General features: G+C 57.5%; 15 protein-coding genes. 6 read left to right on the forward strand and 9 right to left on the reverse strand.

The genetic code is table 11. The features are described 5' to 3' along the window. Nucleotides 1-54 precede the first annotated feature (54 nt). The 3 genes from QQF33_RS18255 to QQF33_RS18265 are packed head-to-tail and all read left to right on the forward strand — an operon-like array spanning nt 55 to nt 3538. Nucleotides 55-1431: a glycoside hydrolase family 1 protein gene (locus QQF33_RS18255; RefSeq protein ID WP_285149089.1), complete on the forward strand. Its 1377-nt coding sequence runs from the start codon at nt 55-57 to the stop codon at nt 1429-1431. A gap of 52 nt (nt 1432-1483) precedes the next feature. After that, a complete protein-coding gene (locus QQF33_RS18260; RefSeq protein ID WP_282492287.1) occupies nt 1484-2806 on the forward strand; it encodes a PTS sugar transporter subunit IIC in 1323 nt (440 codons plus the stop codon). Between the two features lie 15 nt (nt 2807-2821). Then, nucleotides 2822-3538, forward strand: coding sequence for a GntR family transcriptional regulator (locus tag QQF33_RS18265; protein WP_103948755.1), 717 nt, complete (start codon nt 2822-2824; stop codon nt 3536-3538). Between the two features lie 48 nt (nt 3539-3586). On the opposite strand, the gene ldtB is transcribed toward QQF33_RS18265, so the two are convergent. After that, a complete protein-coding gene (ldtB, locus tag QQF33_RS18270) occupies nt 3587-4507 on the reverse strand; it encodes a L,D-transpeptidase (protein WP_282492289.1) in 921 nt (306 codons plus the stop codon). Between the two features lie 223 nt (nt 4508-4730). On the opposite strand from ldtB, the gene QQF33_RS18275 reads away from it, so the two are divergent. After that, complete coding sequence (locus QQF33_RS18275) at nt 4731-6326, forward strand: ABC-F family ATPase (protein ID WP_285149090.1); 1596 nt, start codon at nt 4731-4733, stop codon at nt 6324-6326. 136 nt (nt 6327-6462) lie between these two features. Here QQF33_RS18275 and QQF33_RS18280 read toward each other — a convergent pair whose 3' ends face one another. Continuing rightward, nucleotides 6463-8826 (reverse strand): glycoside hydrolase family 31 protein, encoded by a 2364-nt coding sequence (locus QQF33_RS18280; RefSeq protein ID WP_285158386.1) that lies wholly within the window; start codon nt 8824-8826, stop codon nt 6463-6465. Nucleotides 8827-8843: 17 nt separating this feature from the next. After that, nucleotides 8844-10145: an MFS transporter gene (locus QQF33_RS18285; RefSeq protein ID WP_285145490.1), complete on the reverse strand. Its 1302-nt coding sequence runs from the start codon at nt 10143-10145 to the stop codon at nt 8844-8846. Nucleotides 10146-10434: 289 nt separating this feature from the next. On the opposite strand from QQF33_RS18285, the gene QQF33_RS18290 reads away from it, so the two are divergent. After that, nucleotides 10435-11508 carry a LacI family DNA-binding transcriptional regulator gene (locus QQF33_RS18290; RefSeq protein ID WP_285158387.1) on the forward strand — a complete coding sequence of 358 codons (1074 nt, stop codon included), beginning with the start codon at nt 10435-10437 and terminating at the stop codon, nt 11506-11508. Here the strand turns inward: QQF33_RS18290 and QQF33_RS18295 are convergent. From QQF33_RS18295 to QQF33_RS18310, 4 genes are all read right to left on the reverse strand, one after another. After that, on the reverse strand, nt 11505-12761 hold the full coding sequence (locus QQF33_RS18295) for a DUF1479 domain-containing protein (protein WP_285158388.1): 1257 nt from the start codon (nt 12759-12761) through the stop codon (nt 11505-11507). The genes QQF33_RS18290 and QQF33_RS18295 overlap by 4 nt on opposite strands. A gap of 158 nt (nt 12762-12919) precedes the next feature. After that, a complete protein-coding gene (locus QQF33_RS18300; protein ID WP_285145487.1) occupies nt 12920-13729 on the reverse strand; it encodes a Cof-type HAD-IIB family hydrolase in 810 nt (269 codons plus the stop codon). 249 nt (nt 13730-13978) lie between these two features. Beyond that, on the reverse strand, nt 13979-16411 hold the full coding sequence (locus tag QQF33_RS18305; protein WP_285158389.1) for a formate C-acetyltransferase/glycerol dehydratase family glycyl radical enzyme: 2433 nt from the start codon (nt 16409-16411) through the stop codon (nt 13979-13981). 4 nt (nt 16412-16415) lie between these two features. After that, a complete protein-coding gene (locus tag QQF33_RS18310) occupies nt 16416-17315 on the reverse strand; it encodes a glycyl-radical enzyme activating protein (RefSeq protein WP_285158390.1) in 900 nt (299 codons plus the stop codon). A 126-nt stretch (nt 17316-17441) separates the two neighbouring features. On the opposite strand from QQF33_RS18310, the gene fsa reads away from it, so the two are divergent. After that, entirely contained in the window at nt 17442-18104 is a 663-nt protein-coding gene (gene fsa / locus QQF33_RS18315) for a fructose-6-phosphate aldolase (RefSeq protein WP_285149096.1), read from the forward strand. 298 nt (nt 18105-18402) lie between these two features. Here the strand turns inward: fsa and moeB are convergent, their stop codons facing one another. Both moeB and moeA read right to left on the reverse strand, forming a co-directional pair. Next, complete coding sequence (moeB, locus tag QQF33_RS18325) at nt 18403-19155, reverse strand: molybdopterin-synthase adenylyltransferase MoeB (protein WP_285149097.1); 753 nt, start codon at nt 19153-19155, stop codon at nt 18403-18405. Nucleotide 19156: 1 nt separating this feature from the next. After that, entirely contained in the window at nt 19157-20389 is a 1233-nt protein-coding gene (gene moeA / locus QQF33_RS18330; protein WP_285149098.1) for a molybdopterin molybdotransferase MoeA, read from the reverse strand. Nucleotides 20390-20528 lie beyond the last annotated feature (139 nt).

Genomic DNA, 20528 nt, shown 5'->3' on the forward strand with positions numbered 1-20528 from the left:
TTGGCTATATGACTAGTCATGAAATTTAAATGACTAGTCATATAGGGAGAGACCATGAAGCAATCACTGCCAGCAAACTTTTTATGGGGTAACTCGGTGTCCAGCATGCAGACCGAGGGGGCGTGGAACGAGGGCGGAAAAGGCATGTCGGTGTACGACATCCGCGAAGCCGGTGAAAACGCCTCGGACTGGAAAGTCGCCACCGACTCCTATCATCGCTATAAAGAAGATTTCGACCTGATGCAGGATCTGGGCATGAACTGCTACCGCTTCCAGATCTCCTGGAGCCGCATCTGCCCGCAGGGCGACGGCGAATTCAACGAAGAGGGCATCGCGTTCTACGATCGTTTCATCAACGATCTCATCGCGCGCGGTATCGAGCCGATGGTCTGCCTGTATCACTTCGACATGCCGCTGGCGCTGGCCCAGGAGTACAACGGCTTTAACGACCGTCGGGTGCTGGACGCGTTTGTGCGCTACGGCAAAAAGATGATCGACTGCTACGGCGACCGCGTGAAGTACTGGCTGACCTTCAACGAGCAGAACATTTTCCACATGCCGGAAGCGTTCCGGGTGTCGGGCTACATGAACGGCGAGCAAACCCTGCGTGAACTGTACGAAATTCAGCACCATACGATGGTGGCGCACATGGCGCTGACGGAGTATCTGCATCAGGCCAAACCGGGCCAGATGATGGGCGGCATGCTGGCGCATCAGCTCATTTATCCGGCGACCTGCAAACCGCGCGATATCTTCTGCGCTCAGCAGTACGACGAATTCCTCAACCAGAACCTGCTGCGCGTCTTTGCGGGGCAAGGCTACAGCCCGGCGGTGATGGCGGTGGTTGAGCAGCAAGGCTTCGGCGATATCTATCGCGCGGAAGATCTGGCTCTGCTGGCGCGCACCAAAAACGACTTCATGGCCTTCAGCTACTACGCGAGTAAAACCCTCGACAGCGACCCGATCCCGGAAGGCACGCCGGTCAACTACTACCTGGCACACGGCGAGAAAAACAACCCGTTCCTGAAAGCCACCGAATGGAACTGGCAGATCGACCCGCTCGGTTTCCGCACCATCATCACCCGCTACTACAACGACTGGCGTCTGCCGGTGTTCCCGATTGAAAACGGCATCGGGGTGATTGAGTCCTGGGACGGCGTGAATCCGGTCGAAGATGACTACCGCATCGACTATCACCGCAAGCATTTCGAGGCGATGAAAGCGGCGATCTTCGAAGACGGTGCGCAGGTGATCGGCTATCTCGGCTGGGGTTTGATCGACATTCTCAGCTCCCAGGGCGACATGCGTAAACGCTACGGCGTGGTGTATGTCAACCGCGAGAACCACGATCTTAAAGATATGAAACGCGTGCCGAAAAAGAGCTACGCGTGGTTAAAACAGGCTATTCATAGCAACGGAAGCGAGCTGTAAGTCGTACGCTGCCGGACCGGTTTTTGTGACTGATTGATGGGAAATATCCGCTATGTCTGATACAAAAATTACACCTGCGATGCAGTCGTTTGTCGACAGATTTGTTGAGTTCTCCGCGCGCCTGGCCAACCAGGTGCACTTACGCTCCCTGCGCGATGCCTTCGCCACGGTGATGCCGATCTTCATCCTTGCCGGTCTTGCGGTACTGGTGAATAACGTGGTGTTTCCGTGGGTGCTGGAGGGTGAAACTCTCGCCCAGTTCAAAGTGTGGGGCGAGGCGATCATCAACGGCACGCTGAACATCGCGGCGCTGTTGCTGGCCCCAATGATTGCCTGGTCGCTGGCGCGCAACAAAGATTTTGACAACCCGGTTTCGGCAGTGGTTATCGCCGTCAGCAGTTTTATCATTATGATGCCGATGCAGTTGCAATTAGTGCCCGTCGGCAGCCAGACTGCGGTGAACGTCACCCAGGTGCTGACGTTCGGCAATATTGGCTCGACGGGGATTTTTGCCGGCGTGCTGATCGGCCTGATCTCTACCGAAGTGTTTATCGCCATTTCGCGCCTGAAAGCATTGCACATTTCGCTCGGCGAGAACGTCCCGCCTGCGGTGAGTAAATCCTTTACGGCGCTGATCCCGACCATCATCACGCTTTCGCTCTTCGCCGTTGTGGCGGCGCTGCTGGCGAACGTACTGCACACGGATCTGATCCACCTGATCACCCATTTCATCCAGCAGCCGCTGCGACTGATTAACACCAGTCTGCCCGGCACCATTTTTATCTACAGCTTCGGGAATTTCCTGTTTACGCTCGGTATTCACCAGTCGGTGGTGAACAGCGTGATTCTGGAACCTTTCCTGTTAATCAACACCAATGAGAACATGCTGGCCTTCGCCAACGGTCAGCCGATCCCGCATATCATCAACAATATTTTTGTCCCGACCTTCGGGATGATTGGCGGGACAGGCAGCACTATTTCGCTGCTGATCGCCATCTTCATCTTCTCGCGCCAGAAATCGGCCAAACAGGTGGCGCGCCTGTCGCTGGCGCCGGGGCTGTTTAACATCAACGAGCCGGTGATTTTTGGCCTGCCGATTGTCTTTAACCTGCCGTTGATGATCCCGTTTGTGTTACTTCCGGCGATCGGGATTTACTTCGCCTGGCTCTGTACCACGCTCGGGCTGATGTCGCGCTGCGTGGTGATGATCCCATGGACCACGCCGCCGATACTCAGCGCCTGGCTGGCGACGGCGGGGGACTGGCGGGCGGTGGTGGTTCAGTTGGCAATCATTGTATTTGGTGTATTCTTCTACCTGCCTTTCCTCAAGATTGCTGAGAGGGTGGCGTTGAAAAACAGTGTGATAGCGGATTAATCAAAAGGAAAAGGCATGGCGGCGAAGTACATCACCATCGCGCGGGAAATTAAGAAACGCATTATCAGCCAGCAGTATGCCGCCAATGAACCGCTGCCAGACCAGTTTGCGCTGGCGGCGGAGTTCAGCACCAGCCGGATGACCATCCAGCAGGCGATGCGCCAGCTGATCGTCGAAGGGCTGGTCTACACGCGCCAGGGGCAGGGGACTTTTATTCGTAAAAACTTCCTGCAACTCTCCCAGTGGGATCTCTCCGGCAGCGACTACTTCGGCGCGACCAAAACCTGGGAACATCTCGGGACGGTGAGCAGCAAAGTCGTTCATTTCGAGCTGCGCTTCCCGAACGAGAAAGAGCAGTCGTCCCTGATGATTAATGCCGATACGCCGATCTATGATTTTATCCGCCTGCGCTCCCTCAACGGCGAGCCGATGTCGCTGGATTCCACGGTCATGCCGCTGAATCTGGTGCCGGGCCTCAATAAAACCCATCTCGAAAGCTCGGTGTTCCAGTATGTCCAGGAGACGCTGGGGCTGAAAATCATGGGGTCGTATCGCGTGGTGCGGGCGTTAAAACCGAATGCGCTGGATATGCAGCATCTGGTCTGCGAACAAACCGACCCGGTGCTGGAGGTGGAGCAGGTGATCTATCTTGAGGATGGCACGCCGCTGGAGTACGCGCACTGCCACTACCGGTACGATCACGGCGGCATCGTTATCGTGAATAACGGGTAATAAAAAAGCGGGCTGATGAGCCCGCTTTTTTGTTTGCGACAACTTAAATCAATTCAAACGTACCGGCATACCGGAACGGTTCTGCACTGCCTGATCCACAACGGTCGATTCAACATCGGCCTGGCCGGTGACCGCCTGAATGTTGCTCTTCAGGGTGATCGGCACGATCTCGTTGTTGTTGATCTGGTCTTCGCTGGTGGACAGCGGGTTGTGTACTTCGATGTAGCGGCTGCCATCTGGCTCGGAGGTCGCTTTGACCGGCTCATTGATGAACTGGACGCGAGTACCGACCGGCACATTCTCGAACAGGAACTTGATATCGTCGTTACGCAGACGCACGCAGCCGTGGCTCACGCGCAGGCCGATACCGAAGTTGGCGTTGGTTCCGTGGATCGCATACAGACGACCGATGTACAGCGCGTACAGACCCATAGGGTTGTCCGGGCCGGCTGGCACAACGGCTGGCAGCGGTTCACCGGCAGCGATGTACTCGGCGTGCATTTTGGCGGTTGGCGTCCAGGTTGGACCCGCTTTCTTACGCTCTACTTTGGTGGTCCAGTTCAGCGGGGTGTCTTTACCCAGCTGACCGATACCAATCGGCAGAACGATGACGGTGTTGGTGCCTTTCGGGTAGTAATACAGACGCATTTCGGCGCTGTTGATCACGATACCTTCATGGACGGTGTCCGGCAGGATCAACTGCTGAGGAATGTTCAGCACGGTCCCGGCTTTTGGCAGATACGGGTCAACGCCCGGGTTAGCTTCCAGCATGTTGGACAGGCCCAACTGGTATTCAGCGGCGTAATATTCCAGCGGCTGGGAGTTGCCTTCCGGAACAATAACCACCTGGTTTTGACCCACCAGACGGCTACCGTCTGTCGGCAGCGGATAAGTCACCGCAGAAGCGGTATTGCAAAAACCTACTACGGCTAACGCCGCCGCAAAAAGCGTTGATAATTTCATATTCATGTTATGCGAGGTATCTTTGCCACTCTGGCGATTAGTTGATGAGTCTGAATCATTGATGGGAGCGCATTATATGTGCATTCCCTCGCGCATGGAATTCAGATGTGTACGAAATCACATTTTTTTCGATTTTGTTAAAGTTTAGTGGTTCGTTGCAACACGGGATCTCATTTCGGAATTGTGGCATAATGCCATGTTTATCACACTTTTTCGCAGGAATCTCCCCGTGTTAGTTACCAGCAACGTCACTATGCAGTTTGGCAGTAAGCCGCTGTTCGAAAACATTTCCGTCAAATTTGGCGGCGGCAACCGTTACGGCCTGATTGGTGCCAACGGTAGCGGAAAATCCACCTTTATGAAGATTCTCGGCGGCGACTTAGAGCCGACGCTCGGCAACGTGTCGCTCGATCCGAACGAGCGCCTCGGTAAGCTGCGTCAGGATCAGTTCGCCTTCGAAGAGTTTACCGTGCTCGACACCGTGATCATGGGACACGGGGAACTGTGGGAAGTGAAGCAAGAGCGCGACCGCATTTACGCGCTGGCTGAAATGAGCGAAGAGGACGGCTATAAAGTGGCTGACCTCGAAGTGCTGTACGGCGAAATGGACGGCTACTCTGCCGAATCCCGTGCCGGTGAGCTGCTGCTCGGCGTCGGTATTCCTGTTGAACAACACTACGGCCTGATGAGCGAAGTCGCACCAGGCTGGAAGCTGCGTGTCCTTCTGGCGCAGGCCCTGTTCTCCAACCCGGACATTCTGCTGCTCGATGAACCGACGAACAACCTGGACATCGACACCATCCGCTGGCTGGAGCAAACGCTGAACGATCGCGACAGCACCATGATCATCATTTCGCACGACCGTCACTTCCTGAATATGGTCTGCACCCACATGGCCGATCTGGACTACGGCGAGCTGCGCGTTTATCCGGGCAACTACGACGAATACATGACCGCGGCCACTCAGGCGCGCGAACGTCTGCTGGCGGATAACGCCAAGAAAAAAGCGCAGATTGCTGACCTGCAATCCTTCGTTAGCCGCTTTAGCGCCAACGCCTCTAAATCTCGTCAGGCGACGTCTCGTGCCCGTCAGATTGATAAAATTAAGCTGGACGAAGTGAAAGCGTCCAGCCGTCAGAACCCGTTCATTCGCTTCGAGCAGGACAAGAAACTGTTCCGTAACGCGCTGGAAGTGGAAGCGCTGGCGAAAGGGTTTGATAACGGCCCGCTGTTCAAAAAATTCAACCTGCTGCTGGAAGTGGGCGAGAAGATTGCGGTACTGGGCGCGAACGGCGTGGGTAAATCAACCCTGCTGAAAACCCTGGTCGGCGAACTTCAGCCTGACCACGGTACCGTGAAGTGGTCTGAAAACGCCCAGCTCGGTTACTACGCGCAGGACCACGAATACGAGTTCGAAAACGATCTGACTGTCTTCGACTGGATGAGCCAGTCGAAGCAGGAAGGCGACGACGAACAAGCGGTTCGCGGCATTCTGGGCCGTCTGCTGTTCAGCCAGGACGACATCAAAAAGCCTGCCAAAGTGCTGTCCGGTGGTGAAAAGGGCCGCATGCTGTTCGGTAAGCTGATGATGGAAAAACCGAACATCCTGATCATGGACGAACCGACCAACCACCTGGATATGGAATCGATCGAATCCCTGAACATGGCGCTGGAGATGTATCAGGGCACCCTGATCTTCGTCTCCCACGACCGTGAGTTTGTCAGCTCCCTGGCGACCCGCGTGATTGAGATTACGCCGGAGCGCATCGTGGACTTCACCGGGAATTACGAAGATTATCTGCGTAGCAAAGGTATTGACGGCTGATGTAAAAATGCCGGGTGGCGCTGACGCTTACCCGGCCTACAAGGTCAATGCAAAACGGCAACCCAAGGGTTGCCGTTTTTTATGGTTCTGAACCCGTAGGCCGGGTAAGGCGAAGCCGCCACCCGGCAATCAACGACTACAAAACCCACTCACTCTGCTCGATACCGTTCACCAGCAACTTACGTTTCTCACCCACCGGCAACGACACCTTCAACGCTTTCCACGCCGGGCGATAATCCCCGCGCGCCGTCACGTTCAGGTTAATAGTCGACCCTTCACACACCATCTCCCAGGCCAGCCACAGGGCATTACCTTTCTGATAACCCCAGCTCTCGCCGTCGTCCTCAAACAGCATGCCTGACGTCGTGCCCACGCCTTTTACCGGGAACAATTTCAGCTCGCGCGTATCATCCTTCTCAGCACTCACATGGGTGATACGTTCGCTGAGCGGCAGACCCGCACCGGCGCGTACCAGCAGCGGCAGTTTTTCCAGCGGTGCGTCGCGGACGATCCACTGCCCGCCGGAGAACCACTCGTGAGTGTAAAAATCGTACCAGCCGGTTTCGTTATCCGGCAGCCAGACGCGGCGCTCGCGCTGACCTTGCTCGACGACGCTGGCGACCAGCACATCGCGACCCAGCAGGAAATCGTCGCACTCTTCGAACGTCTGCGCGTCATGCTCGTGATCGAGGAAGGTCGGGCGCAGCATCGGCTCGTCATCCGCATGGGCCTGCCACAGCAGGGTGTAGAGATACGGCAGCAGACGATAGCGCAGCTCAATCGCACCGCGAATGGCAGGCGTCACGCCCGGATACATCCACGGCTCGTTCACCGTATGATCGTCATTCCACGAGTGAATGGTGAAGCGCGGGTGCATCACGCCGTTTTGAACCCAGCGTACAAACAGCTCTGCGTCCGGTTTATCGCCGGAGAACCCACCGACATCGTGCCCGACGTTAAACAGCCCGGAGAGGCTCATCCCCAGCCCCATGCGGGTGTTATAGCGCAGGGTGTCCCAGTTGGTGCGGTTATCGCCGCTCCAGGTCTGGACGTAGCGCTGCATCCCGGCGCAGCCGGAGCGGGAGATCAGGTACGGACGTTTGTCCGGAGCAAAACGCTGCTGAGCTTCCATCGAGGCGCGCATCATCAGCAGCGGCATCACCGGGCGGATATGCTTGATGGCAATCTCCTGACCAAACCCGTGGCAGCGCGCTTCCCCGTCCCAGACTTCAAACTCGTTGTTGTCGTTCCAGGTGGAGTCGATACCCACCTCCAGCAGCTGGGTGGTGACGCCTTCCTGCCACCACTGAATGGTCTGCGGATGGGTAAAGTCGAGGTGAGATCCTTCGTCATCCCAGAAGCTGGAACGTTCTGGTGCATCGGTTTCTGAATCACGGATAAACAACCCGCGTTCTACCACTTCGTTATAGCGTGGATGATCCTGCAGCAGGCACGGCTTGATGTTCGCCGCCAGCTTCAGCCCCGCGTCGTGGAACGCCTGGCTCATCACCTTCGGCTGCGGCACTTTGTCGTAGTTCCAGTTGAAGACGTAGCGCTTGCCGTTGATCGAGGTATACCCGGACGACAGCTGGAACGAATCGCACGGAATCGCATGCTCTTCACACAGGCGGATAAAGTTCATCAGCTGGTTCTGCGCGTCCGGCGCGTCGGTGTAGTGCATGGTCGAGCCGCTGTAGCCCAGGCTCCATTTCGGGCCGAACAGGGTTTTCCCGGTCAGACGGACAAAGGCTTTGGTCACGTCCAGTACGCGTTTGCCGGTGAAAATGTAGTAATCGATATCGCCCGCTTCGGCCTGCCAGCGGCGATACGGCGTGTGGTAGTTGTCGATTTCGTTGCCCAGATCCAGCCAGCAGCTGCTCAGGTTGTCGTAAAACAGACCGTAGCTCACGTCGTCGCGGCGGGTGATGGTGAACGGAATATGCTTGTACAGCGGGTCGGTGCTGACCGCGTTATAGCCCATCGCGTCGAGGTTACGCATCTCGTAGCGTTTGCCGTTGCGCTGCAAATCGCCCGCTTTTTCGCCCAGACCGTAAAAACGCTCGTCCTTACGACGGCTGAGATAGTGCGCCGCGCCGTCGCCGTGGGCGTTTAGCAGGTAGGCGCTGGTCGGGCGATCGTGCGCCAGCTCCTGCCACTCACCGGCCTCGTTGCGATAGTGCCACTCCAGCCACAGAGGCTGATGGACGGTAACGCGCAGCTGCTCAGTGGAAATCGTCAGGACGTCGTCCTGCTGGGTCAGCGTCCATGTCGGGCAGGTAAATCCGCTCAGATCGTCGCGCTGACGACCTTCCCACGGCACATCCTTATCCGGCGCGATGCTCCAGGTTTTATTCAGCGACAGCTCGCCTTTGCGTTTGATCAGCACGCGGAACAGATTCTGTTCCAGCACATACAGGCACAGACGGTGCTGGCTATCGACCAACAGTTCCAGATGGTTCGCGGACTGTTCAAGAAGGGTCCAGTTTTTCAGGGTTTTCATATGCAATACATCCACTATCAGGCGCGCTTGGCGCGACGTTCAGCAATAAATGCCACCAGGAAAACAGCGCCAATCAGGTCAAAGAAACCCATGGCAATGAAGAGCGGGTTGAAGCCGATTTTGTCGGCGGTCACACCAATTAACAGAGAGAACAGGAAGCTAGCGATCCACGCCGCCGAGCCGCGCATACCGTTGACGGTGGCCATCTGGCCTTTGTCGAACGACTCCACCACCAGGGCGCTTAACATGCAGGAGATGATCTGATGGCCGAAACCGCCGATGGAGATCAGCACGATGGTGATATAGGGGTCACGGGTAATGGCGACCGCCGCCAGGGAGATCATCAGGAAGGCACCGGTAACGGAGCTCGCCACGACGGAGTTCACGCGAGTACAGCCGAACCAGCGGGTGTAGAGGCGGGTGAGGTAGCCGCTGACCACGCTGCCCAGATCGGCGGCGAGGAACGGCAGCCAGGCGAACATCGCAATCTGTTTCAGATCCATGCCGTGCTCTTTCGCCAGATACAGCGGCACCCAGAAGCTCAGTACCGCCCAGGCCGGTTCCGCCATAAAGGCCGGAATAGCGATCCCGTAGAAGCGTTTGTTTTTGGAGACGGTTTTCAGGGCGGTCAGGAACGGCATTCTGACGGCAGGCGGTTCGTTATCCTGCTTAATAAATGCCAGCTCGTCCTTGCCCAGATTCGGGTGCTGCTCCGGGTTGTGGTAGAAGGCCCACCACAGGATCACCCACAGCAGGGCCAGCACGCCGGTAAACATAAACGCGCCCTGCCAGCCGAAGGAGGCGTGAGCGAAGTAGATGATAGGTGGAGCCAGCATCGCCCCAATCGAGAAGCCGACGCCTGCCCAACCAGCGGCCACCGGACGCTCAGATTTCGGGAACCACTCGCCGATGGTTTTGGCGTTCGCCGGTGTCGCGGCGGCCTCGGATGCACCCATGAAGAAGCGCAGAACCGCCAGATGCAGCCAGCTGCTGGCTCCGGCGTGGAAAATACACATCAGCGCCCAGATCCCGGCGCAGACCATAAAGCCAATCTTCAGGCCAATCACGTCAATCAGCCAGCCGCACAGAGGCTGGAAGAGGGTATAGGCAATCTGGAATGCACCGACGATCCAGGAGTACTGCTCGGTGGTGATCCCCATGCTCTCTTTCAGTTCAGGGGCCAGAATGCCTAACGAGTTACGGGTGATGTAGTTAACGGTGACGCCCAGTAAAAACAGCACCAGCACGTACCAGCGCAGATTCTTGATGACGCGGCGGGCTTTGCTTGCCACGACAGGGGTATTAATGTCCTGACTCATTTTTCTCTCCACAAGACGGACGGTAAGGGGATGAACGTATCGGGTGTCACACCGGTTTTTATGCCTTTGATAGTTATCTGTTTTATGACTTCAAGTTGCTATACAACTAGTATGGAAGTGGTGTGACAAGTTCACCTTAAGGGAGAAAATGAGCGGGAAATAGTGGATTTTGTGCAAGCTTTCTCATAACTGTGCGACTTATTTTGGCATGATGCTGTTAAAGCCTGCTGTTACCGCAATCTCACGCTATGAAAATTTTTTCATTTGGCAAATGGAGCGAGATCACAAAATGGATAAAAGACTTAAAATCGCCGAAATCGCCGCCCGGACGCAGCTCTCGATCAGCACCGTTTCCCGCGTGCTGGCGGGGAAGTCGAACACCAGTGAAAAGGCGCGCACCAAAGTGCTGGCCTGCGCGCGCGAGTTGGGGGTGATGGACGGCATGGCCGCCGGGCGCTTGCTGCTTAACAGTCTGGTGGTCTTCGCAGCGCAGCGCGCGTTTGACGAGCGGTCCGACATCTTTTACTACCGCGTGATCCAGAGCGTCAGCAAAGGGCTGGCCTCCCACGAAGTCCGGCTACGCTACTGCGCCCTGGAGGAGAACGACAGCGACGCGCAGCTGTTCCTCGCGCGCATGAACGAGCCCGACACCCAGGCGGCGATTTTGCTCGGCATTGACGACCCGCATATTCACGATCTGGCCGTCGATATTGGCAAGCCCTGCATGCTAATTAACTGCCGGGACCAGCGGATGCGCCTGCCCGCCGTGGCACCCGATCATCGCGCGATTGGCGAACGGGCGGCGGAGTATCTGCTTGAGATGGGTCATCGCGAGGTGATGAACGTCCTGTGCCTGCGCCGCTACACCATGGAGCTGCGTCTGGCGGGCATTCGCGATGCGTGGCGCGGGCATAATCTGAAATTCAACGACAAGCGCGATCTGCTGGTGGTGCCGAGTTTCAGCGCCAAAGAGACCGAGCAGCAGGTGAGTGAATGGCTGAGCCAGATGGCGGAAAAAACGCTGCCGACGGCCTTTTTAGTCGGCGGGGATTTCATGGCAGAGGGCACGATTCGCGCGCTGCAAAAGCACGGCCTGCGCGTCCCGCAGGATGTGTCGGTGATGAGTATCGACGGCTTTAATCTGGCCGCGATTCAGGATGTGCCCTTAACGGCGGTGCATGTTCCGCGCGACGAGCTGGGAACCGAAGCGGTGCATATGCTCCAGCAAAGGCTGATGCGCCCGGACGCGCCGGTCGGGACGCTATTGCTGAACGGCACGCTGGCAGTGCGGGAGTCGGTACGGCGGATACGTCAGGGAAAACGACGCACCGCCGTGGAGCGGGAAGGGCTGTACGACGCTTAGGCCATGCCCAGCGCGCGTTTCCCGTGGATATTGAGATCGTTCAGGGTAAAGCGGTCCTGCCAGGTTTTCTCATAATCTTCGCGCGGGAAATCGCCCGGTGACGCCCCGGTTTCCAGCGCCGCTTTGACTTTCTGCGCGTAGGCGAGGTTTTTCTCGCACATCGGCGCGGCAGGAATGTACATCACGTTGCCCCAGCCCTGCTGATTCTCCACCGGCGCGACCGAGTGGATCACGTCGCAGTGCCACCACACGGAATCGCCCGCCTCCAGTGCCGGAATGCTGGTCAGAGCTTCGATAAGCAGCGGATGCCACTTCTCGGAGACCGGCAGCACGCGGCCTGGCGCAACGCCGCAGAGTTCATCTTCCGGCACATCGTCCAGCAGCGGACGCAGCAGAATGTAGGCCATCGCCTCCGGGATCGGCACCACGTGCAGCAGACCCTGATTCGGAATCATATCCGACAGCGCGGTCCAGCCCTGGAAGGTACGGAACACCGAGCATTTGGTGGTGTTATCCACGGTGTACTCTTCCACTTCGGTGCGATGCGCTGCATTCCAAGGATCATACTGATCGACATTCCCGTCGAACACGCGGGCAAAGACCTGCTGATAGGCCGGGAGCAGCCAGCGTTCCAGCGCGCCGGAATCCGTATGCGCGCCCAGACCTTTCGAGGTGGTGCCCGGCGGGCGGCGGCGGATGCGATCCGGGTAGATCACGCTGACGTCCGGGTTGAACCACTGTTTGCCGTTGCTCTCAAAGGTCCATAAACGGTTCAGGAACGATTGCACCTGCGCCATCTCTTCACTCTGACGCGCCTGCATCTGCGCCTGCGACCAGTAGATCGGGAAAATCTCCGGGCGCGAAGCGGTCAGGGTACCAAAGAAGTTATCCCCCGGCCCTTTGTATACCTCGTCAAACTGGTTGAGATCGAGATAGTCGAGCATCGAGTTATCCCACGCCAGCGCCTGCTCGTGCGGGAAATGACCTTTGATCACCGCGCAGCCACGGCGTTTCACCGCCTCGCGCTGCGCTGCCGTGATCTTCCCGTTCTTCACATCTTCAAACGGAATAACCGGCCAGACGCTTTCACCCTTGCTTTTCAGGGCGTTGATTTCCGCCACGCGGGTGGCAATTTTATCGCTGAGCTGGTCAAAAACGCCCTGAACGTCACCGATTTGGGCACGTAACTCGCGTTTTAACTGGCGAATGGCGGCTTTGTGGTCCGCAGGCAAAATTTCACTGGAGAAGGTCATAACTGCCTCGCTGTCTTTCATTCGAAAGTAAAAGTATCTACAAGTGATACTTTAAGTTAAAAATAAGTTAATGCAAGTTTAAAAACTTGACGGGCAGCACAGGATGAAAAAAAGAGTGAGGTGCCGGAGCGTCGCCCCGGCAGGGGAGGGATCAGAGGTTAAAACGGGGCGGTATTGTCGAGCACGGCCTGAATGACGTTCAGCGCGCCCTGATGGTTATTGTCATCGGTGCTGAATTTGCTGATGGTTTTGATGCTTTCCGCCGCATTGCCCATGGCAAACGAGTATTTCACCAGCTTGAGCATCTCCGCGTCGTTGCCGCTGTCACCAATCGCCACGCACTCCTGGGGAGAGACATTCCAGCGTTTCAGCAGGCGGCTGATGCCGTTGGCTTTGTGCAGGCCAGGAATGATCAAATCAACAAAGCCAAAGCCGCTGGTGACGGGTTTCATGATGCCGTCTAACGAGACGTGCAGTTTGTCGATGAGGTCAGGAATATCGCTGTCCGGCAGGTTCAGGGAGAACTTAAACAGCACGTCGTCGATCTCCTGATAGTCGCTGATGCGCTGTAAGCGATGGTAGTGTTTGGACATCAGCGCCACGAATTCGTCCGGTGCGTTTTTGCTGACGTAGGCGCTCTCCAGCCCGCAGGCGACGAAGTTGAGCTGTTTGTCTTTCAGTAATTCGCCGATCACGATCTGTGATTCGTGACGCGTCAGTTCGCCGTGGAAAATTTGCTCGCCGTGATCGAAGACCAGGGCGCCGTTTTCCGCCACGAAGGAGATCTGTTCTTTCAGTTCCGGGAAGAAGGAGATGAGCTGGTAATACTGATTCCCGCTGGCGACCACGAACTCGATGTCGCGGGCCTGAAGCTGCTGAAATTGCGCCAAAAAGCGGTCACGATCGTACTGCTTGGCGTCATCAAGGAAAGTTCCGTCCATATCGGTGACGATAACTTTTACGGTCATACATTGCTCTCCAGAATATTACTGCGACCAGCAACATTCTAATAACAATGTGACCCGAACCACAAATTTATTTCATTCGAAAGCAAAAGCAAACAGCAACCCAAAGGTTGCTGTTTTAGTGTTTGCACCCTCTCCCCGTGGGAGAGGGCCGGGGTGAGGGCATCAGACCGCACGAACCCGCATCAGCGCGCGCATTTCCCCCTCACCCTAACCCTCTCCCTCAAGGGAGAGGGGACCGTCCGGTGGAAATTAAAGCGTATGCTCAGTCCGGGCGATAATATCGTCCTGGGCATCCGGCGACAGGGCGGTGAAGAACGCGGAGTAGCCCGCGACGCGCACCACCAGGTCACGATACTGGTCAGGATGTTTCTTCGCTTCCAGCAGCGTCTCGCGCGACACGATGTTGTACTGAATGTGCCAGCCTTTATGCACCTCGAAGAAGGTGCGCAGGAGTACCATCAGCTTCTGGCGGTCCGAATCGTTTTCCAGCGTCGCCGGGTTCAGCTTCTGGTTCAGCAGCACGCCGCCGAGAATCGCCTCCGTTGGCAGCTTGCCGACGGAACCAATCACCGCCGTTGGGCCGAGATGGTCGGTACCGGAAGCCGGGCTCGCGCCTTCCGCCAGCGGCGTATGGGCTTTACGACCGTCCGGTGTCGCCATCGTTGCTGCGCCAAACGGCACGTTCGCGGAGATAGACGAGGTACCCGCGTAGTAGTTCCCGCCAATCGGACCGCGACCGTAGCGCGGGTTGTGGTACTGCTTCAGCTCTTCGATATAAGTTTCGTAAGCACGAGTAAGCAGGAGATCCACGCTGTCATCGTCGTTACCGTACTTCGGCGCGCCGTTGACCAAACGCTGGCGCAGCTGCTCGTGCGTCAGACCGTCGTAGTCCTCTGCAAGCGCCTTCGCCAGCTGCTGCTGACCGATAGTGCCCTGTTCGAACACCAGCTTTTTCACCGCCGCCAGGCTGTTGCCGAGGTTGGCGATACCGACCTGCAAACCGGACACCCAGTCATATTTCGCGCCACCTTCTTTGATGCTTTTCGCGCGTTCGATGCAGTCATCCACCAGCGCCGAGCAGAGAATATCGTGGACGTTCTCCTCCAGCATGGTATCGACCACGTACTCAATTTCGATCGATTTGCGGGTGTAGTAGCGGATCTGGTTATCCCAGGCGGCCATCACCTCGTCGAAGTTGTCGAAGTTACCCGCCGACAGCGCTTTGTCCTGCGGCAGGAACACCTTGCCGCTGGTGGCGTCGCGGCCACCTTCCATCGCCGCCAGCATCACGCGGGCGAAGTTGATAAAGCTCATGCCGGTGCAGCGATAGCCCCACTTGCCGCCGACGGCGGTTTCGATGCAGCCGATCGCCGCGTAATCGTAAGCGTCCTCTTTTTCGACGCCGAGTTTGATGAACTCAGAGATAACAATTTCGTCGTTGTTAAACGCTGGCATGCCGAAGCCGCAGCGGATCACCTGCACGCAGGCGTCGAGGAAATCGTTGCTCATCCCCGCGTGATAACGCACGCTGAGGTTTGGCTGGGTGGAGCGCAGACGACCGCAGGATTCCAGAATCGCGTAGGAGAGCGGGTTGACCGCATCCATCGGCTCGCCGTTCACCAGTTTCTGCCCGCCAATGGTGACGTTCTGATACAGCGGGCTGCCCGCCGACGCTTTCGAGTGCGAGCCGGAGCGGATCTTGTTCACTTCCAGCAGTTTCAGCCAGCAGCTGTGCAGCAGTTCAATCGCCTGTTCACGTCCCAGCGTGTTATTCAACTCCACGTCGCGGCGGTAGAACGGATAGAGATACTGGTCCATACGCGCAAACGAAACCGAGTGACCGTTGGATTCAATTTGCAGGATCAGCTGGATGAAATAGCACAGCTGCAGCGCCTGCCAGAAAGTTTTTGGCGGCTCGTGGGCAATCACGTCGCAGTTTTCCGCCATCGCCAGCAGCTCGTCGCGGCGGCTTTCGCGGATCTCATTGCTCGCCATTTCACGCGCCAGGGCGGCAAAGCGCTGGATGTGCAGGGTGACCGCTTCCAGCACGATATCAATGGCTTTCAGGAACTGATCGCCGTGCAAGTCTTCCAGCACGGTCAGGTTGATGCGGGTCCGGCGCTCTGCCACTTTGGCGCGCATCCCGTCGAGGCCCTTTTCCAGCAGCAGCGGGAAGTTCACCGCCAGGTGCGCATCGCCGGAGGTCATGTTGCCTTCGGCTTTAATGATGCCGGTTTCCAGCAGCCCTTTTTGCTCGTCGGTAAACATGCCGTAGCAGCGATCCTGAACCGTCTGGCCGCGCCACCACGGGCAGACGTCGTGCAGCACGCGCTTGTTCTCTTCGCTCACCGCGAAGCCTGCGCCCGGACGGTCGGCCAGATCGTCGATCTCTTTTTCAATCCACGAGACGGTGTACTCCGGGAAGATCGGCGCGGCGCGCACAACGCTGGCCTGGTTGCCGATAATCAGTTCGTCGTGTTTGATCCAGATAGTGCGTTTGGCCAGATGATGGGCCAGCGCCAGCGCGCGACGCACCGGAATCGGCTTGTCCATGTGCTGCTGGTACATTTCGGTGTAGTGCTGCGCGCGCTCGGTACAGACCGGCGGTTTGACGATATGCACCAGAGCGGTTTTGTGCGCCTTAATGCGGTCTGTCAGGGTGTTCAGATTCAGCTGTGTCATAACATTATCCTCGTAAGGTCGCCGTTAACCCATTCTGGGCCGCAAACTGTTGGGCAAAATCCAGTAACTCAGGGTTATCGAGCGGTTTGTCAGGGGCAGAGTAGGGAAGGCCGAGCAGGGTGTATTTGTTCATGCCAAGGGTGTGGTACGGCAAAAAGTGGATATCGCGGACGTTGAGTTCGTCGGCGGCGAAACGGGTAATGGCTTTAATGGACGCTTCGTCGGCGTTAAAGCCCTGAATCAGCGGGACGCGGATGGTCAGCTCTTTTCCGGCGGCGGCCAGGCGCTTTAAGTTCTCCAGCACCCGTTTTGCCGAGCCGTCGGTCCACTGTTTAAACACCTCAGCATCGACGTGTTTCAGGTCCGCGAGGAACAGATCGACATAGGGCAAAGCCGGTTCGATGTAATGCCACGGTACGTGCAGACAGGTTTCGACCGCCGTATGAATCCCTTGTTCGTGGCTGGCTTTAAACAGCGAATGGGCCAGGTCCGGGCTCATAAAGGGTTCGCCGCCGGAGAGGGTGATCCCGCCGCCGCTGCGATCGTAAAAAGGCTTGTCGCGCAGGACGGTCGCCATAATGTCGGCCACCTGTTTTTCTTCGCCGCAGACCGTCAGCGCCTGGGTCGGGCAGCATTCGGTGAGGGCGTCGAGATGGGTTTCGTTGAGTTTTTCGCGATGGATGATCAGTCCGTTCAGCGCGCGGTCGATAATCCCCGGTGCGGCCTGCTGGCACAGGTCGCAGCCTTCGAGGCACAGACGCGCATCAAACAGCACATCCCGCGTGCGGGAGCGGCTCTCCGGGTTCTGACACCAGCGGCAGCCGAGGGAGCAGCCCTTCAGGAACACCACGGTACGAATACCTGGGCCGTCGTGGGTGGAGTAACGCTGAATATTGAAGATCATATTTTCGCCTCTTGTTGCGTATGAAGATTAAATAACTTTCGAATGAAAGTTATTTTGATGTGCGTCAACTCTGAGGAAGGTTTTTACGTGGTAGTGTTACGGCAGGTTAATTTTGAGGGTGACATCATGGAATTCTATCTCGACACATCTGACGTAGCCGCAGTCAAAAAACTGGCACGCATTTTCCCGTTAGCGGGCGTAACGACCAACCCAAGCATCGTCGCCACCGGTAAAAAGCCGCTGGACGTGTTGCTGCCAGAGCTGCATGACGCCCTCGGCGGAAAAGGGCGTCTGTTCGCGCAGGTAATGGCGACCACCGCAGAAGGCATGGTGGAAGACGCCCGTAAGCTGCGCGCCATCATTAACGATCTGGTGGTGAAAGTGCCGGTCACGGCGGAAGGGCTGGCGGCGATCAAAATGTTGAAAGCGGAAGGGATTCCGACGCTGGGGACGGCGGTGTACAGCGCGGCGCAGGGGATGTTGTCGGCGTTAGCGGGGGCAGATTATGTCGCGCCGTACGTCAATCGCCTGGATGCGCAGGGCGGAGATGGAATTCAGACCGTGGTGGAACTTCAGCAGCTGTTAACGCTGCACGCCCCGCACGCCAAAGTGCTGGCCGCGAGCTTCAAAACCCCGCGTCAGGCGCTGGACTGTATGCTGGCGGGTTGCGAGTCGATCACCCTGCCGCTGGACGTGGCGCAGCAGTTAATTACCTCTCCGGCAGTGGATGCGGCGGTAGTGAAGTTTGAGCAGGACTGGCAGAGTGCGTTTGGACGGACGTCAATCTAACTTCATTGCCGGATGGCGCTAACGCTTATCCGGCCTACGAGGTAAATGCAAAACGGCAACATCGTTGCCGTTTTTAATGTTTTCTCCCTCTCCCCGTGGGAGAGGGCTGGGGTGAGGGCACCAGACCGCACAGCACAGGTTTTACCCTCCGCACACCTCGCACCCCGAATTGCGCATCAACTTCATCTCCCGAAACTGGCAGGTCATCGCGTCGTACATCACGATTTTCCCGGCGGCCGGCGTGCCGTAATGCGTCAGTTTTGTAGGCCGGGTAAGGCGAAGCCGCCACCCGGCTTTTTTATGAATGACACACCTCGCACCCTGAATTGCGTATCAACTTCATCTCCCGAAACTGGCAGGTCATCGCGTCGTACATCACGATTTTCCCGGCGGCCGGTGTGCCGTAATGCGTCAGCACTTTAATCGCCTCCATCGCCTGCAATGAACCAATCACCCCTACCAGCGGCGCCATCACGCCCGCTTCGACGCAGGTGAGGGCATTCTCGCCGAACAAGCGGCTTAAACAGCGATAGCACGGCTCGCCGTCCGCATAGGTAAAGACAGAGATCTGCCCTTCCATGCGAATCGCCGCTCCGGAAATCAGCGGAGTTTTATGGGCAAAACAGCCCGCGTTGAGCTGGTTGCGCACGGTCACGTTGTCGGTGCAGTCGAGCACGATATGGTGCTGCGCGATTTGCGCGGACAGCGCCGCCTCGTCGAGCATCCCGTCGATAAGGGTAAAGTGAACATTCGGGTTAATGCGCGCCAGCGCGTCGCGCGCCGAGACCACTTTCGGCTGGCCGATGGTCGCGTCGCTGTGCAGCGTCTGGCGCTGTAAGTTCGACACCGACACGGTATCAAAATCCAGCAGCGTCATATTGCCGACGCCCGCCGCTGCCAGGTATTGCGCCGCCGCGCAGCCTAAACCACCCAGTCCGACGACCAGCACGTGCGCCGCTTTCAGCGCCTCCTGCCCGTCGAAATCAAACCCGCGCAGGACGATCTGCCGGTTATAGCGCAGCATCTCCTGGTCGCTCAGCTCCACCGTCATCTTAGCCTCCGAACAGATGGTTAAAGGCTTCAACCTCAACCCACTCACCGGCTTCTACATTCCCGCGCTCACGCTCCAGGACGATGAAACAGTTGCCCTGGCTGAACGAGCTAAAGATGTGCGAACCCTGATGCCCGGTGGTGCTCACTTCCAGCTCGCCGTCGGCGTTAAGCGCCAGAATGCCGCGCTGGAAATCCAGACGCCCTGGCGATTTCTTGAGTCGCGTAGCAGCGCGCACCCGCTGACGCACCGGCAGGCCCGACGCTTTATCACCGGAGAGTTTCGCCAGCAGCGGCTGCACCAGCTGATAAAAAGTCAAAGCCGCCGAGACCGGATTGCCCGGCAGGCCGCAGAACCAGCTGTGCTCCAGTTTGCCAAAGGCAAAAGGTTTGCCCGGTTTGATCGCCAGCTTCCAGAAGCCGATTTCGCCCAGCTCGTCGAGAATGGTTTTGGTGTAGTCCGCCTCGCCGACGGAGACGCCGCCGGAGCTGACCACCACGTCGGCGGATTTGTCCGCTTCGATAAAGGCCGCGCGCAGTTTTTCTGGATCGTCCGGGATAATGCCAAGGTTAATCACCTCGCAGCCCAGCTGCTCCAGCATCAGATGCACGGCCAGACGGTTCGTGTCGTAGATTTGCCCTGCCTGCAACGCCTCGCCCGGCAGCTGCAGTTCATCCCCGGTGGAGAAGACCGCGACGCGCACTTTGCGCACCACGTCGATATCAGGAATGCCGAGCGATGCCAGCACCGGCAGCTCCGCCACTGTCAGTTTCGTACCGGCGGCGAAGACCGTCGCGCCCTGGGCGATATCTTCTCCGGCGCGGCGGATGTTCTGGTTTGCTTTGACGCTGGCGGTAAAGCGGACGCCTGCGTCGGTCTGTTCGGTCTCTTCCTGCATCACCACCGCGTCGCATCCGTCAGGCACCGGCGCACCGGTCATGATGCGAATGCACGAACCCTGCGGCCACTCGCCAGCGAAAGGCTGACCGGCGAAGGCTTTCCCGGCAACCGGTAAAGCATTTCCCGCCTGAATATCCGCCAGGCGCACCGCGTAACCGTCCATCGCCGAGTTATCAAACCCCGGCACGTTCAGCGGAGAGACCACGTCGCGCGCCAGAACGCGCCCAAAGCCGCGCAGCAAAGGTAGCGTTTCGTGCTCTCTCAGCGGGGTGATTCGGTCGAGCATCTGTGCGAGTGCCGTTTCAAGCGGCATCAGTCCGGCGGTAAAATCCATGGGTTACTCCTGCGGGTGAGCTACGAAAGCGGGCATTATGACAGAAAAGTGCCTCTAACTGTATGACACGGAGGGTGTAGTCTTTACATCACCTCTGCGTCTTTCTATATTCAAAATTCATCTGAAAGATCTGACCACG

Source organism: Lelliottia wanjuensis (assembly GCF_030238365.1).
GTDB classification, from domain to species: domain Bacteria; phylum Pseudomonadota; class Gammaproteobacteria; order Enterobacterales; family Enterobacteriaceae; genus Enterobacter; species Enterobacter wanjuensis.

Bases quoted from the DNA above. Each gene is read 5' to 3' on its own strand.
- moeA (WP_285149098.1), bottom strand. From the start codon at position 20,389: ATGGATTTTACCGCCGGACTGATGCCGCTTGAAACGGCACTCGCACAG.
- moeB (WP_285149097.1), bottom strand. From the start codon at position 19,155: ATGACGGTGGAGCTGAGCGACCAGGAGATGCTGCGCTATAACCGGCAG.
- QQF33_RS18255 (WP_285149089.1), top strand. From the start codon at position 55: ATGAAGCAATCACTGCCAGCAAACTTTTTATGGGGTAACTCGGTGTCC.
- QQF33_RS18295 (WP_285158388.1), bottom strand. From the start codon at position 12,761: ATGACCTTCTCCAGTGAAATTTTGCCTGCGGACCACAAAGCCGCCATT.
- QQF33_RS18300 (WP_285145487.1), bottom strand. From the start codon at position 13,729: ATGACCGTAAAAGTTATCGTCACCGATATGGACGGAACTTTCCTTGAT.
- QQF33_RS18310 (WP_285158390.1), bottom strand. From the start codon at position 17,315: ATGATCTTCAATATTCAGCGTTACTCCACCCACGACGGCCCAGGTATT.
- QQF33_RS18305 (WP_285158389.1), bottom strand. From the start codon at position 16,411: ATGACACAGCTGAATCTGAACACCCTGACAGACCGCATTAAGGCGCAC.
- QQF33_RS18260 (WP_282492287.1), top strand. From the start codon at position 1,484: ATGTCTGATACAAAAATTACACCTGCGATGCAGTCGTTTGTCGACAGA.
- QQF33_RS18290 (WP_285158387.1), top strand. From the start codon at position 10,435: ATGGATAAAAGACTTAAAATCGCCGAAATCGCCGCCCGGACGCAGCTC.
- QQF33_RS18280 (WP_285158386.1), bottom strand. From the start codon at position 8,826: ATGAAAACCCTGAAAAACTGGACCCTTCTTGAACAGTCCGCGAACCAT.
- fsa (WP_285149096.1), top strand. From the start codon at position 17,442: ATGGAATTCTATCTCGACACATCTGACGTAGCCGCAGTCAAAAAACTG.
- QQF33_RS18265 (WP_103948755.1), top strand. From the start codon at position 2,822: ATGGCGGCGAAGTACATCACCATCGCGCGGGAAATTAAGAAACGCATT.
- ldtB (WP_282492289.1), bottom strand. From the start codon at position 4,507: ATGAATATGAAATTATCAACGCTTTTTGCGGCGGCGTTAGCCGTAGTA.
- QQF33_RS18285 (WP_285145490.1), bottom strand. From the start codon at position 10,145: ATGAGTCAGGACATTAATACCCCTGTCGTGGCAAGCAAAGCCCGCCGC.